Below are 14,528 nucleotides of genomic sequence, written 5' to 3' on the forward strand. Positions count from 1 at the left end.
AGGGTTGGGGATGGGGGTGGCAGAGGTTCAGGATGTGGCGCGGCCGGCGTGAAATCGTCCGGCGGGGTCACCCCCATCCCCGCCCTTCCCCCATCCAAGGGGGAAGGGAGAAGACCTAAACCTTCAACCGCCCGATCAGCGCCGCCGTCGACGGATCGTGGCTGCCCACGGCGCCGCTCTCCAGCTCCGGCAGGATGCGGCCGGCCATCACCTTGCCCAGCTCCACGCCCCACTGGTCAAAGCTGTTGATGCCCCAGATCACCCCCTCGACGAAGGTCTTGTGCTCATAGAGGGCGATCAGGGCGCCGAAGGTTTGCGGCGTCAGGCGCTCGAGCAGCAGCAGGGTTGAAGGCCGGTTGCCGGCGAAGGTGCGCTGCGGGGCCAGGGTGGCGATTTCCGCTTCCGACACGCCCTTGGCGGTGAGTTCGGCGCGGACGTCATCAGTGGTGCGGCCGACCATGAAGGCCTCGGCCTGGGCCAGCAGGTTGGACAGCAGCTTTTCATGCATGCCGGCCGGGCCTTCGTCGGATTTGGCCAGGCCGACCAGCTCCATCGGCGTGATGTCGGTGCCTTGGTGCATGCACTGGAAATAGGCGTGCTGCACGTTGGCGCCCTCGTCGCCGAACACCACCGTGGCGGTGCCGCGCTTGACCGGCAGTCCATCGGGGCCGACCGACTTGCCGTTGCTCTCCATCTCCAGCTGCTGGAGGAAGGCGGCCAGCCGGCGCAGGCGGTGTGAATAGGGCACGACCGAGCGGGCCCGGCGGTCCAGGCCATTGCGGTTGAAGATCTGGGCCAGGGCCAGCAGCACCGGGGCGTTCTTGTCCAGCGGGGCCGAGGCGAAGTGGGCGTCCATGGCCGCGCCGCCGGCCAGGAAACCCTCGAAGGCGTCCCAACCGCAGGCCACGGCCACCGACAGGCTGACCGACGACCACAGCGAATAGCGGCCGCCGACCCAGTCCCAGAAGCCGAACACCCGCTCGTCGCTGATGCCGAAGGCGGCGGTCTTGTCCAGGGCGGTGGAGATGGCGGCCAGGTGCTGGCCGGCGGCGGCCTCGCCCAGGGCGGCGGCGAGCCAGGCGCGGGCGGCGCCGGCATTGGCCAGGGTCTCCTGGGTGGTGAAGGTCTTGGAGACGATGACGACCAGGGTCTCATCCGGGTCGAGGCCGGCGGTCATCATGGCGAACTCGGCGCCGTCGACATTGGCCACGAAGCGCAGGTCGATGTCGGGCTTGATAGGCCGCAGGGCGTCCCACAGCAGGCGGGGGCCCAGATCGCTGCCGCCGATGCCGATGTGCAGTATGGCCTTGAACGGCTTGCCGGTGGCGCCCTTGATCTCCCCTGCGCGCACGGCCTCGGCGAAGGCTTTCATCCGCTGACGGACGGATTCGACCTGCGCCATCACCGGAACGCCCTGGGCCTTGAGGTCGGCATTGGCGGGAGCGCGCAAGGCGGTGTGCAGGACGGCGCGGCCCTCGGAGCTGTTGATCGCCTCGCCGGCCAGCATCCGGGCCCGGGCGCCCTCGACGTCGGCGGCGTGGGCCAGGTCGAGCGCGGCTTCCAGACCGGCCTCGTCCCAGGCCTGTTTCGACAGGTCGAGGTGCAGGCCGGCGACATCAAGGGTCAGGTTGGCCAGGCGGTCGGGCTCGGCCTCGAACATCTCGACGATGCGCTTGTCGCCGGCGGCCTGGGCGGCGGTTTCCAGGCGGGTCCAGGCGGCGTCGAGATCGGCCATGCGTCGGTTCCTTGCGGGTTTGGTAAATCGGCGTTTACCCCGGCGGGCTTACCAAACGGATGCCGCCGCGTCATGCAGACCAATGACGTTTTTCGCGGGGAGAGTTCAGATGTCCTGCGACGCGATCGCCTTTTCCGCCCTGGTGTGGCTGGCCTCGACCGGCCCCGCGCCGCAGCCGACCGCCGTTCCGGCCTTGAGCGCCCCGGCCTCGGTGGCCGGCGAGCCGCTGTTCGCCGACATCGTGCGCCGCGCCGGGGGCTTGAAGCTGCAGGTCGAGGCCTATCGCAAGTCGCTGAACGCCGACCCCGCCGCCCCGGCCGCCGCCCTGCCGGGCGCGGAGGCCTTCGGCGCGAAGATTGCCGAGCTTTCCGCCCTCGACATGAAGGGCCACCTGACGCTGAAGGAACGCGGCGCGGTCGACGACCTCAAGTGCATCCTGCGCGGCATCTCGGTCGACCTGCCCGAAAAGCTGGCCGCCATGACCGCGGCCAAGACCGTCAAGGACCAGGACCTGGCCCTGCGCGACATGGTCTATCTGCTCAACGACAATGTCGAAGTGATCACCGCCCCGCCGACGCCGGCGGCTTAAACGTTCCCCTAGGCATCCTTGTACTTCACCGCGCAGCCATAGGGCTGGACATAGGCCACCTTGACCGGCCGGCCCGCCTTCACATCCGCCAAGGCCGCCGCGACCAGGTTCTTGGCCCTGGGCAGGTCCTCGACCTTGTTGCTGGGGATGTCATCGATGGCGCCTTCATAGACGACGGCCCCGGCGGCATCGATGACGAACATATGCGGCGTAGTCTTGGCCTTGTAGGCGGTGGCGATCACCCCCTCAGCGTCGAGCAGCACGGTGGTCGGCCAGGCGCCCCGGGCCTGCATCCAGGCCTTGGCGCTGCCGCCATCGGGGAAATGGCCCTGCTTGCCGGGCGCCGACGAGGCGATGGTCAGCCAGACCACGCCATCGGCCGTGGCGGCCGCCTGCAGGCCCTGCATGTTGCCCGAATAGTGCTTCTTCACATAGGGACAGCCCTCGTTGACCCATTCCAGGACCACGGTCTTGCCCCTGAACTCGGCCAGCGAGCGGGTCTTGCCGTCGATATCGACGGCGGAAAAGGCGGGCGCGGGCCGGGCGTGAGCCAGGCTGGGCACGGCGACGACGGCCAAAGGCAGACCGGCGGCGACGAGACGGCGTGTGACGTTCGACATAAGCGAGCTCCGAATGAAGACAGAGTTCCCCCTCGCGCCGCCAGCTTCTCACATCCTGGCGTTATCTGGGAAGCCCGGTCAGGAGGCCGCCTTCTCGATGGCCTCGATCACCATGCCCTCGGTCAGCAGCTGCGGCAGGATGACCGGAGGCCCGCCCTTGGCCGGATAGACCAGATACAGCGGCACCCCGGCTCGGCCATGCTCGGCCAGGGCGGCGGCGATGGTGGCGTCGCGGTTGGTCCAGTCGGCTTTCAGCAGGACGGCGTTCCTGTCCCTGAACACCTGGGCGACTCCGGCGCTGGACAGGGCCACCTTCTCGTTGACCTGACAGGTCACGCACCAGGCGGCGGTGAAGTCGACCATTACAGGCCGGCCCTGCGCCCGCAGGGCGGCGACACGCTCCGGCGACCAGGGCTCAGAGGCCAGACCCGGACCGCTGGGCGTCGAGGCCTGGGCCGTCGCGGCGACAGGCCCCGGAGCCTGCAGGGTCAGGGCCGTCAGGGCGATGGCGCCGGCCAGGCTCAGCAGGGCCAGCAGCAGCGGAACCAGGCTGGGCTTGCCGACGGCGCGGCGGGTCTGGGCGTGGCCGTACAGCCAGGCGCCGAAGGCCAGCAGCACGGCGGCGGCGAGTACCTGGCCCAGGGCGATCGACCCGGTCTGCTGGCTGAACACCCAGACCAGCCAGGCCGCCGTGCCATACATCGGGAAGGCCAGGCCCTTCTTCAGCGTGTCCATCCAGACGCCGGGACGCGGCAGCCGCGCCAGCAGGGCGGGCGCGAAGGTCAGGATCACAAACGGGGCGGCAAAGCCCAGGGCCAGGGCCAGGAACACCGACAGCGAGATCAGCGGCGGCTGGACCAGGGCAAAGCCCAGGGCGCCGGCCATGAACGGCGCGGTGCAGGGGGCGGCCACCACCACGGCCAGGGCCCCGGTGAAGAAGGCGCCGGTCACGCCGCCACGCGCCGAGATGCTGCCGCCGACGCCCTGGACCGAGGTCCCGAACTCGAAGACACCCGACATGTTCAGCGCCACCAGCAGCATGACCAGGGCCAGGCTGGCCACCACGACCGGCGACTGCAGCTGGAAGCCCCAGCCCACCGCCGCGCCGCCGGCCCGCACCGCGATCAAGAGGCCAGCGAGGGCCAGGAAGGTGGCGACCACCCCGACCAGGAAGGCCAGGCCCTGCAGGCGGGTCTTGCCTGGATCGTGGGCGTGACCGGCCAGGCTGGCGGCCTTCATCGACAGCACCGGGAAGACGCACGGCATCAGGTTCAGGATCAGCCCGCCCAGGAAGGCAAAGACCAGGGCGGTGAGCAGGCCCTTGGCGTCGACCGGCCCTTTCGCGGCCCCCTTGGCTTCGGAGGGCGGCGCGCCCAGGCCCGATGCCGTGGCGGGGGGATCGCCCGCCGTCGCCGTCACCTCGAAGGACTGCCCCTTCAGGGCCAGCACGCCCGACAGTTCAGCGGGCGCGGACCCGCTGGTGAAGTCGTAGCCGGGCGTCAGGCCCAGGGTCAGGCCCTCGGGACCGCGCTCGATGGTCTGGTCGGCGGCATGGTCGATGACCTTGCCAGAATAGGGATAGAAGTAGGCGCCGGCCATGTCGGCGCCCTTCAGCGGCGCGCCGGTCACGGCCAGCTTCAGCACGCCGCCCTCCAGCTTGAAGACGGCCTTCAAACCGGCGGACTTGGGGGCGTCGGCCAGGGTTTTGGCGACGACGGCGCCCCATTTCGGATCCGGGCCCGGCGCGCCGGCCACGATGAGCATGTCCAGGGTCAGGACCGCGCCCTCGGGGATGCAGATCTCTTCGCAGACCAGAAAGTCGGCGGCGGCCTTCAGGGTGACGGTCGAGCCCGGGCGGGCGTCGACGGGCACCATGATCGGCACGGGCAGCAGAACCTCGCCCTTATAGGCATAGTCGAGCAGCGGCCCGACGCGGCTTTTTTCCGGGGTCGGCCAGACGATGTCGCCGGCGGTCCAGCCGGTCGGCAGGGTCCAGACGATCTTGGTGGCATCGCCCGCGTCGCCCGGATTGCGCCAATAGGTATGCCAGCCCGGCTGGATCTTCTGACGCAGGGCCACATAGATCGTGGCGCCGGGAACGGCGGCGGCGTCCTGGGCCACCAGCTCGGCTTCGATGTGACCGGTATTGACCGGGCCCGCCAGGGCCTGGCCGCCGCCCGAGCCGGCAAGAAGACCGGCAAAGAGCACGGCCTGCACAGCCACGAGAAGTTTCCGGATCAACATGAAGCCTGCCCGAGCCAAATAAGCGTCAGGGACACATGGCCCGCCCACGCGCTCTCGACAAGGACCGACCGACCATGGACAGTCGATGACGATTCAAAGTGAGACTTCAGACATGCCCGCCGCGTTCGACGATATCGAGATTGGTCAGGTCGTGTCCCTGGGCACGCGCGCCGTGGAGGGCAAGGCGCTGGAGGCCTTCATCGCCGCCTTCGCCCCCGGCTGGCCGCCCGAGAACGGCGCCCCCGACGTGATGGTCTTCGCCATCTGGTCGCGCCTCGACGCCGAGGCCAGCGCCGCCTGGCCCCAGACCAAGCGCCTGGGCGTCGACGCCCTGCGCTGGATGCGCAACCCGCCGGTCGGCGAACTGCTGCGCGGCCGCATGACGGTGATGGGCAAGGACCCGGTCGGCGAAGGCAAGGGCATGATCATCGCCCAGCACGACCTGCTGGATGAGGCCGGGCGGCTGGTCTTTTCGTGCCTGACCCGGAGCATTTTCGCCCGGTAGGGAGTGGCTCCGCCCCGGCTACATATTCTCGCTATCCCGGGAACAAGTCCCGGGGTGACGCAGAGAGATGCGGCACGACGCCCAAGAAAAAGGCGGCGAAGCCGAAGCCCCGCCGCCCAATTCAGAGCCTCCCGAAGGAAGCTTGTCTTAGTTCACAACCACACCCGCCGCGGCCGCCTGGCGGACCATGGCGACGGCGATCAGGCGGTCCCAGCCGACCAGCGACACCAGGTGCGCATAGATCTGGGCCAGGGCGCCGTTGGTTTGCAGTTCGCGCAGCTTCTCGACCGGCAGGGCGTTCAGCTTCTCTTCCGACACGCCGTAATATTCGGCGACGGTCTGCGGCTGGCCCGGCTGGCCGGCTTCGTCGGTCGGGGTGAAGATGGCGGTCTTCAGTTCGAACAGGTCATTGTCCTTCAGCAGCTGCACGAACGAGTCGGTGCGGCGGCGTTCGGCTTCGAAGTCGTCGCAGAACTTGATGCAGTTCTGGGTGTATTCGGTGGGCTCGCCCTTTTCGTCGAACAGCTTGGTTTCGCCGGCTTCCGACAGCAGGCTGGAGCCCTTGTCGATGCAGACGATCAGGCGGTCCTGGCTTTCGTCATTGGCCAGCACGAAAGGATAGCGACGGATATAGGCGGGGATGTAGACGCCCGCGTCGATCGAGCCGTCGGCGTTGACGAACAGGTTCTCGCCGTTGTTCAGGCCCATGACGGCCAGGGGCACGCGGTCGTCACCGGCGAAGATCACCGGGAACGACAGGGCAGCCGGCGCGAACTCGGTGACCGTCAGCGGAACGGCGGTACCGGTCGAGGCAAAGCTGTAGGGCTTCTCGTTGTGGACGAGGGCGAGCTTGGCATGTTGCTCGCGGTTCAGCGGCTCAGGCGAGACGTAGAACAGAACGTTGCCGGAGATGCCGCCGGCGGTCTGAGTCGATTCCATGGATAGCTCTACAAAAAAGCTGAAAGGGCGGACGCGCGAGCGGCCGTAAAGGGCTTGGCGCTTCTAGCCGATCCCAGGCGCCCCGGCAATCGACCCGTCCCGACCGGGGATATCGCGGCCGCCCTTTCCACTGTCGAGCGAACGCCGTCCGCCCGACAAGGGTCTCTAGAAGCGCCAGGCGACGCCCGCGCGCACCGAACGGCCGGCCGACGGCGCGATGTCCTTGAGGAACGAGGCGTGCTCGCGGATCTCCGCGTCGGTCAGGTTGCGGCCGTCCAGGAACACCCGCAGCTGGCCGTCGCCCTTCGGCTTCCAGGCCACGGAGGCGTTCAGCACCGTATAGGCGTCGGTCGGCAGCTCGCCCTGGGCCACGCGGTTCTGCTCGCCGACACGACGGGCCTCGACACGAGCGGTCCAGAAGCGGGCGTCATAGATCGCCCGGCCTGTCACCGAATAGGACGGGATGCGGGCCGGCGGACCCAGATCCGTCGCGCCGCGCACGAAGTCGCCAGAGGCTTCCAGGGTCAGGCTCTGGTCTTCCCTGCGCCAGGCCTTGTAGCTGCTCTCGACCTCGAAGCCCCGAAAGTCGGCCTTGGTCTGGATGTACTGATAGACCGCCAGGCCGTCTTCCTCGGCGCCGGTCGGGCGCAGGTCGATGAAGCCGTCATACCGGGCGGTGAACAGGTGCAGGTCGGCGCTCAGGCGTGGGCCGGTATAGTGGGCGGTGGCCTCGACCGACCAGGCGGTTTCCTCGCCCAGATTCGCATCGCCGATCTCGAAGCCGCGCGTGGCCACGTGCGGGCCTTCGGCGAACAGTTCCGCTTCGGTCGGGGCGCGGCTGTTGCGCGACAGGGCCACGCCGAAGAACACCGCGTCCGACGGTCGGGTGAAGACCCCCAGCGAGCCGGAAATGTTGGTGAAGTCGGCCTGGCCTTTCAGGCTGTCCAGATCGCGATAATCGATGCGCAGACCGCCCTCATAGCCCCAGCCGGCCTTCTCGACCCGCTGCTGGGTGAAGGCGCCATACTCGGTGATCTGCGTCTTGGGCACATAGGCCTCGGCGCCCTGGGCGTCGAAGTTGCGGCGCAGGGCCTGGACGCCCACCGCGCCCTTCCAGCCGCCGCGCTCGGTCTGGACAAGTTCCAGGCGGCCCTCATAGCCGTCGGACATGAACTTGGTGCCGACCGCGTCGCCCTCGAACTCGGTGTGCTCATAGTCGGCCTGTCCAGCTGAGGCGCGCAGCTTGGCGAAGGGGCCGAAGGGCTTGTTGTACTCGCCGCGCAGGTCGATGCGGGTCTGGGTCAGGCCGATGGTGACCGGCCCTTCCGCCTCGACGCCCGGCTCCTCGTGGGCGTGGCCGGGGACCCCGTAGGTCGTGTCAGTCTTCTTGACCGAGACGCCGATGAAACCGTCGGCGCCGACATAGGAGACGCCCGCCCCGATGGCGTCGAGATCCACCGCCGTATTGGCAAGCTTGCCGCCGCCGCCCTCGGCGGTCTCGCCTTCGGAGGCCAGCAGGCGACGGGATTCGGCGAAGACCGGAATTTCATAGTCGTCCGCAACGCGCTTCAGGCCGTCCAGGGTGAGGACCAGCGGGCCGACCGCCGCATGGATGGCGCCGGAGACCGCATAGCTGTCATCGCCCGTCGCGCCCGAGGCCAGTAGCCGGCCGCTATAGCCGCCTTCCGGGGCGCGGCTGGCAATGCGGTCGTCGATGATATTGATCACCCCGCCGATGGCCGAGCCGCCATAGGCCAGGGCCGCCGGGCCGCGCAGCACCTCAATGCGCTCGGCCTCGCCGGGATCGGTGGCCACCTGGTGGTCGGGCGACAGGGCGCTGGCGTCGATCTGGCCCACGCCATTGGTCAGCACCTGAACGCGGGGACCGGCCAGGCCGCGCACCACCGGACGGCTGGCGCCGGCGCCGAAGGCGGTCGAGCGCACGCCGGGCATGCCGCTGAGCAGGTCGCCCAGGCCACTGGGCGGAGCAAGATCCAGATCGGTGCGGTCGACGATCGCGACACTGGCAGTCAGGTTATCGGCCGACACCGCATAGGGGGCGGCGGTGACGACCACCTTGGAGACCTCGGCGTCCTCCACGGCCGCCGGCGCGGTGGCGGCAGGCGCCACTTCAGCCTGGGCGGTGGCGGCGACAGTCAAGGCCAGCAGGCTGACGGCGGAGAAACAAGCACGACGAAGCATCGAACAATCCTGAACCTTGACCGGGGTAACGGCCTCGGTTGAGGTGTTATGAAATAACATATCGACTCGTCAAGCGGCTTCGCGCTCAATCTGCCACCTTGAGCCCGGTGCCCGAAAGCGGCGCAGGTTTAGCCTAGACCGGACGCGGGCTGGCCAGCGCACCATAAAGATCCGGGCGCCGGTCGCGGAAGAAGCCCCAGGCCGCGCGGTGGGTCTGCAGGTAGTCGAGATCGAACGACGCCGCCACCAGGCCCTCGTCGTCGCGGCCCAGCTCGCTGACCAGATCACCGCGATGGTCGGCGATGAAGCTGGAGCCATAGAACTGCTGGCCGCCATTGGGGTAGTTTTCCCAGGGCTCGAAGCCGATGCGGTTGGCACCGATCACCGGGATCACATTGCTGACCGCATGCCCTTGCATGGCCCGCTGCCACGGCAGGGTGGTGTTCAGCGTCGGGTCATGCGGCTCGCTGCCGATGGCGGTCGGATAGAACAGCGCCTCGGCCCCCATCAGCGCCATGGCGCGCGCCGCCTCAGGATACCACTGGTCCCAGCAGATGCCGACGCCCAGACGGCCAAAACGCGTGTCCCAGACCTTGAAGCCGGTGTCGCCGGGCCGGAAATAGTACTTCTCCTGGTAGCCGGGACCGTCGGGGATATGGCTCTTGCGATAGAGGCCCAGCATCGCGCCGTCGGCGTCGGCCATGACCACGCTGTTGAAATAGTGCGGGCCTTCGCGCTCGAAGATCGAGATCGGGATCACCACGCCCAGCTCGCCGGCCAGGGGCGCGATGGCCTTGACCACCGGATGCTCCCGCCACGGATGGGCCTCGGCGAACCACTTTTCTTCCTGGGTCACGCAGAAATACGGCCCCTGGAACAGCTCGGACGGCAGGATCACCTGCGCCCCGCCGGCGGCGGCCTCACGGATAAAGCCCTCGGTCTTCTTGATATTGGCCTGCAGATCCATCCCGTAAGAGGTCTGGATCGCGGCGACGTTCAGGGTCCGGGTCATGCGGGCTCCTGCTGGCTGATGCAGTGGAACGAGCCGCCGCCGGTCAGGATCGCGGTCGAGGGCAGGCCGATGACCTCGCGCTCGGGGAACAGGCCCTGGATCACCTCGACGGCGAAGGCCCCGGACTCCTGCGCATAGATCGGGACGATCACCGCCTCATTGGCGATCAGGAAGTTCATGTGCGAGGCCGGGATCGGCTCACCGTCCTCGTCGAGGATCCGGCCCGGCGACGGGATGCGCACCACCTGCAGGGGCGAGCCTCGGCTGTCGGTCATGCCGGCCAGGGTGCGGGCGGCGTCGGCATAGACCTCGGCATTGGGATCATCGGCTCCGAAGGCCATCGGACAGGCCACAACGCCGGGCGCGACGAAGCGGGCCAGGTTGTCGATATGGCCGTCGGTGTGGTCGTTCAGCAGGCCATCGCCCAGCCACAGCACCTTCTTGACGCCCAGCGCCTTGGACAGCGCCGCGAAGGCCTTGGCCTCGTCGAAGTCGCCGTTGCGGTTCTCGTTGAGCAGGCACTGGCGGGTGCTGAGCACCGTGCCCAGGCCGTCATGGTCCAGCGAGCCGCCCTCCAGCACGAAGCTGTTGCGGGTCAGGGGCGTGCCCGAGGCGGCCGCGATCTGCTCGGCGACGATGTCGTCGCCCTCCATCTCGAACTTGCCGCCCCAGCCGTTGAACTCGAAACCGGCGGCGACCGGGCCGTCGGGGGTCTCGACATAGATCGGGCCGGTGTCGCGCAGCCAGATGTCGCCGAACGTGCCGCGCACGATCTCGACCGTGGTGTCGGCCAGCAGGGCCCTGGCGGCGGCCTCGGCTTCGTCGCCCACCACCATCAGCCGCACGCGCTCGGCGCCGGGGCCGGCCAGGGCGCGGGCCAAATCGGCGACCTCCTTCTGGGCGACCGGCAGGTCTTCGCGCCACAGTTCGGCGTGGCTGGGAAAGCCCACCCACATCGCACGGTGCGGCGCCCACTCGGCGGGAACGGTCGGGGTCATGTGTCGAAAGCCTGGATCACTAGGGGTGGCGCAGATGGCCCCTGGAGGACCGGGGGTCAAGCAGGGGTTCTAGCAAATGACGTTTTCTAACAGATGGGGGCGACAAAACAAAAAGGGCGGCCCGTTGCGGGGCCGCCCTTCCTGTTCGTCGAGGTGACGGGTTCGTTAGAACTCGTAACGCAGCGAGATCTGCATGGTCCACAGCGAGTTTTTGACATCGCCGCGGGTCTTGGTGATCGAAGTCGGAACCAGCGAATACACATAGGCCGGGCAGGTGGCATTGGCCGTGGAGGCCAGAGCGGCGCCGTTGGCGGCAACGCAGCCGACGCGGGCCAGGGTGGTGGCGTCGCCGTATTCCTCGACCTTGCCCCAATCGCGATCGATCAGGTTCAGCAGGTTGCGGATGTCGAACTGGACCTTCAGCTTGTGGCCGTCGATCAGGGTCGGCAGTTCCTGGCTGAGCTGCAGGTCGACGCGGTTCAGGTCCTTGTTGGTGTTCGAATACTTCTCAAGGATGCCCGGCTTCAGGCCGAACTGGTTCACATAACCGATGAACCGGTCGCGGTTGGCGGCGTCGATGAAGAAGACGTTGCCGATCTGCAGGTCAGCGGTGTTGGTGTCGCCCTTGATGTCCGGCACGTACAGCAGCTGTGCGGCGCGGTTCACACCAAACACCGGGCTACGGCCCGAAGCGGCGTCGCCCATGGTGAAGCCGAAGGGACGACCCGAGGTACGCTCAGCAAACAGGGAGATGCGCGTCTCGTTGTCGCCGAAGAACTTCTTCCGGTAACCGGCTTCCAGCTTGTAGCGGTCCTTGATCTCTTCCAGGGCGGTGCCATAGGCATCGCGGGCCGGATCCAGGCCGGCCGGAACGCTGTTGTACAGCGAGCCGGCGGTGGTGCCGAAGCGCAGACCGGCGTTCGACTCGTCGATGTTCTGACGGGCATAGCCGAAGCCCAGGTCCAGGCCGAAGTCGAAGGACTTGGACAGACCGACGCCGAAGGTGAAGGCTTCACCCTTGTCGATGTTGTTGGTGATCAGGTCGCGGTTGTCGCCGGGGTTGACCGAAGACACGCCCTGGGCGGCGCGGGCCGTGGACGACAGGGTCAGACCGTCATAACGAGGACGGCCGTCCGGGGTCAGGGCGCGCTGGCCGTTGATCACCAGCGGCTGGGCGCGGGTATCAACGAAGGTCACGGCGTCCTGGGCCTGGGTGGCTACATACTGAACGTCCAGGTTCCAGCCGTCATACACTTCCCAGTTGGCGCCGAAGTACAGCTTCCATTCGGCCGGCAGTTGGAAGGCCGGGTTCAGGGCGATGACTTCGTTGGTCGGGTTGATGCCCGGGGTGCCGGCCAGGGTGCCTTCCTGGAACGACTTCACCAGGGTCGGGATCTGATACCCGAAGCCCGAGAAGCTGTTGAGGTTGTCCAGGGCGGCGGCGCCGACAGCGGCGTTGAAGCCAGGCGTGACCGACGCCGAGGTCGAGGATTCCAGATAGCCGTTGGCGCCGGTGCAGTTCGACGCGGCGGTGATGCAGCGGCGGATGGTGGTGCCGGCGATCTCATAGCCGTTGTTGTAGAACGGGGTGGCGAAAAGCACTTCGGGCTGGCCGCCCGAGAACAGGCCAAAGCCGGCGTTCAGCTTGAGGCTGTCGGTCACGCGCCAGGTCGCCGAGACGCGCGGCATCAGGATGCTCAGGCCGTCCAGGGTCTTGGCGTTGGTGAAGCCGTTGCGGGCCACGAAGTTCGGGTTGGTGGCCGGAACGTCGTCCATCTTGATCCAGTCGAAGCGGAAGCCCGCCGTGACCTTGATGTCGTCCGTGACGTCCAGCGAGTCCTGGGCGTACAGCGAGTGCATCCAGTACTTGAAGTCGGCGGCGGCGTCGTTGGCCTTGCCGGTGACCGAGTTGCTGTAGGTCAGCGAGTTGGCGCGGCCGGCCGAGAAGTCGGCGATCGAGTCGAAGTAGTAGGTGCCGCGCGAGTTCGGCACGAACACGTTGAACACTTCCTTGTTCGAGCCCTGATAGCCGAACTTGAAGACGTGATCGTCGAGCGAGTAGGTGGCCGTGCCCTGGAACACCGCTTCCTGGATGTCCAGCTGATTGGCGTGACGGAAGGCGTCAGGTCCGAAGCGCACCGACGAGAAGCCGCTGGCGCAGCTGGTGAGCGTCGAGTTGGTCGGGGCGCTGTCGGCGGTCGGGGCCGTACAGATGGTCACGTCCGAATAGTTTTGACCGCTCTTGGGGTTCTGGCCCTTGACCCAGTCGCGATAGGTGGCGCGAACGGTCGTCGACAGACGGTCAGTCCAGTCCGAGTTGATCTCGAGGGTGGTGCCCTCGTCGAGATAGGTCGCGTCGTACCAGTGCGAGTCGAGGGCAGCGGTGGTGGTGCCCAGGTCGGTCCGCGAGGTGAACAGCGACTCGGCGCGGCGATAGCTGAGGCTGGCGCGGTGCTGGTCGTTGATGTTCCAGTCGATCTTGGCCGAGTACTTCTCGTCGGTGACCGGGGTGGAGCGCAGGATGGAGCCGGCGGCGAAGTCGCTGGCGTAGGCGCTGTTATAGATGCCGACGACCTGGTCGATCGTGGCCTGGCTCAGGTTGTTGGCGAAGGGCGTCGCGAAACCCGCGCCGGCCGGACCGGTGCCGGTGACGTCAAGGGTTTGGTACTTTTCGTACGAGCCGGCGAAGAACAGCTTGTCCTTCCAGATCGGGCCCGACAGGAAGCCGCCATAGTTCTTCTGGCTGATCAGCGGCGTGATGCGCTGGCTGCCGATGTGGCGACCGATCAGGCCTTCATTAAGATAGTTGACGAAGGCGCTGCCGTGGAAGTCATTGCCGCCCGAGCGCAGGACGATGTTCAGGGCGCCGCCCGTGAACGAGCCGTTCTCGACGTCGGTGGGGACGGCGGCAACGCTGAACTGCTCAACGGCATCCAGCGAGATCGGGCCGCGCGCGGTGGGCAGGCCACCGGTTTCCAGGCCGTAGGGGTCCTGGGCGGCGACGCCGTCGATGGTGATGCGGTTGGTGCGCGGGTTCGAGCCGGCGATCGAGATGCCGCCATCGTTGCGGACGTTCTGCGAGACCAGGATGTCGCGGCGCGCCAGATCACGGACGTCGCGGTTGATCGAGACGACGGCTTCGATGGCGTCGCGGTTCAGGACAGTCTTGGGACCGGTTTCGCTGGTGCCAGCGGCCGAGGCGGTGACCACCACGGCTTCGACCGCAGTCGAGGCCAGGTCGATATCGACGCGCTGGGTGTCGGCCAGCGTCAGATAGACGTCCGAGACCTTCTTGCTATCCAGGCCCGGGGCCTGGACGGTGATTTCGTAGGGGCCGCCGACGCGGAGGCCGCGGGCGTCATAGGTGCCGTTGGCACCCGAAACCGTGGTCGAGCGCGTGCCCGACGGGGTGTGAACGATGGTGACGGCGGCGCCGGCGACCGGCGCTCCGCCTTCACCTGTCACCGCACCGCGGACGGCTGCGGTTGTTTCCTGAGCGTAAACCGCGCTGGACGCGGCGAGCGCGAGCACGGTAAGGGCTGCCCCACCGGCGAGCCTTTTCATCGAAATCATTGCAATCCCCTTATTCCGGCGCGCTCTCGATAGAAAAGAGAAACATCGCACCCATGTTAGCGGCTTCCTTAGCCGGGGATTTCGAAGGTTTGGTGACGGAAAGGCCACGGC

The 14,528-nt window shown here is 67.6% G+C and carries 10 protein-coding genes; 2 read left to right on the plus strand and 8 right to left on the minus strand.

The window, feature by feature from the left end; translation table 11 throughout:
* Positions 1–115 precede the first annotated feature (115 nt).
* Positions 116–1,735 (minus strand): glucose-6-phosphate isomerase, encoded by a 1,620-nt coding sequence (pgi, locus tag ACN2C8_RS16890; protein ID WP_419253194.1) that lies wholly within the window; start codon positions 1,733–1,735, stop codon positions 116–118.
* 109 nt (positions 1,736–1,844) lie between these two features.
* Between pgi and ACN2C8_RS16895 the strand changes: the two genes are divergently transcribed.
* Positions 1,845–2,324, plus strand: coding sequence for a hypothetical protein (locus ACN2C8_RS16895; RefSeq protein ID WP_419253195.1), 480 nt, complete (start codon positions 1,845–1,847; stop codon positions 2,322–2,324).
* Positions 2,325–2,332: 8 nt separating this feature from the next.
* Here the strand turns inward: ACN2C8_RS16895 and ACN2C8_RS16900 are convergent, their stop codons facing one another.
* On the minus strand, positions 2,333–2,944 hold the full coding sequence (locus ACN2C8_RS16900; protein ID WP_419253196.1) for a redoxin domain-containing protein: 612 nt from the start codon (positions 2,942–2,944) through the stop codon (positions 2,333–2,335).
* A 78-nt stretch (positions 2,945–3,022) separates the two neighbouring features.
* A complete protein-coding gene (locus ACN2C8_RS16905; RefSeq protein ID WP_419253197.1) occupies positions 3,023–5,188 on the minus strand; it encodes a protein-disulfide reductase DsbD family protein in 2,166 nt (721 codons plus the stop codon).
* Positions 5,189–5,300: 112 nt separating this feature from the next.
* Between ACN2C8_RS16905 and ACN2C8_RS16910 the strand changes: the two genes are divergently transcribed.
* The gene (locus tag ACN2C8_RS16910; RefSeq protein WP_419255908.1) at positions 5,301–5,693 is read left to right on the plus strand and encodes an acyl dehydratase; all 393 of its coding nucleotides are present in this window, start codon (positions 5,301–5,303) and stop codon (positions 5,691–5,693) included.
* 147 nt (positions 5,694–5,840) lie between these two features.
* On the opposite strand, the gene ACN2C8_RS16915 is transcribed toward ACN2C8_RS16910, so the two are convergent.
* The 5 genes from ACN2C8_RS16915 to ACN2C8_RS16935 all read right to left on the minus strand — a co-directional run bounded on the left by ACN2C8_RS16915 (position 5,841) and on the right by ACN2C8_RS16935 (position 14,375).
* Positions 5,841–6,632 carry a SapC family protein gene (locus ACN2C8_RS16915; RefSeq protein ID WP_419253198.1) on the minus strand — a complete coding sequence of 264 codons (792 nt, stop codon included), beginning with the start codon at positions 6,630–6,632 and terminating at the stop codon, positions 5,841–5,843.
* 165 nt (positions 6,633–6,797) lie between these two features.
* Positions 6,798–8,834 carry a TonB-dependent receptor gene (locus ACN2C8_RS16920; RefSeq protein ID WP_419253199.1) on the minus strand — a complete coding sequence of 679 codons (2,037 nt, stop codon included), beginning with the start codon at positions 8,832–8,834 and terminating at the stop codon, positions 6,798–6,800.
* A gap of 133 nt (positions 8,835–8,967) precedes the next feature.
* Entirely contained in the window at positions 8,968–9,846 is an 879-nt protein-coding gene (gene aguB, locus ACN2C8_RS16925; RefSeq protein ID WP_419253200.1) for an N-carbamoylputrescine amidase, read from the minus strand.
* A complete protein-coding gene (locus tag ACN2C8_RS16930; RefSeq protein WP_419253201.1) occupies positions 9,843–10,844 on the minus strand; it encodes an agmatine deiminase family protein in 1,002 nt (333 codons plus the stop codon). Before ACN2C8_RS16930 ends, aguB begins: the two co-directional genes overlap by 4 nt.
* Positions 10,845–11,009: 165 nt before the next feature.
* On the minus strand, positions 11,010–14,375 hold the full coding sequence (locus tag ACN2C8_RS16935) for a TonB-dependent receptor (protein ID WP_419253202.1): 3,366 nt from the start codon (positions 14,373–14,375) through the stop codon (positions 11,010–11,012).
* Between the last annotated feature and the right edge of the window lie 153 nt (positions 14,376–14,528).

Source organism: Caulobacter sp. ErkDOM-C (assembly GCF_048541825.1).
Taxonomy (GTDB): Bacteria; Pseudomonadota; Alphaproteobacteria; order Caulobacterales; family Caulobacteraceae; genus Caulobacter.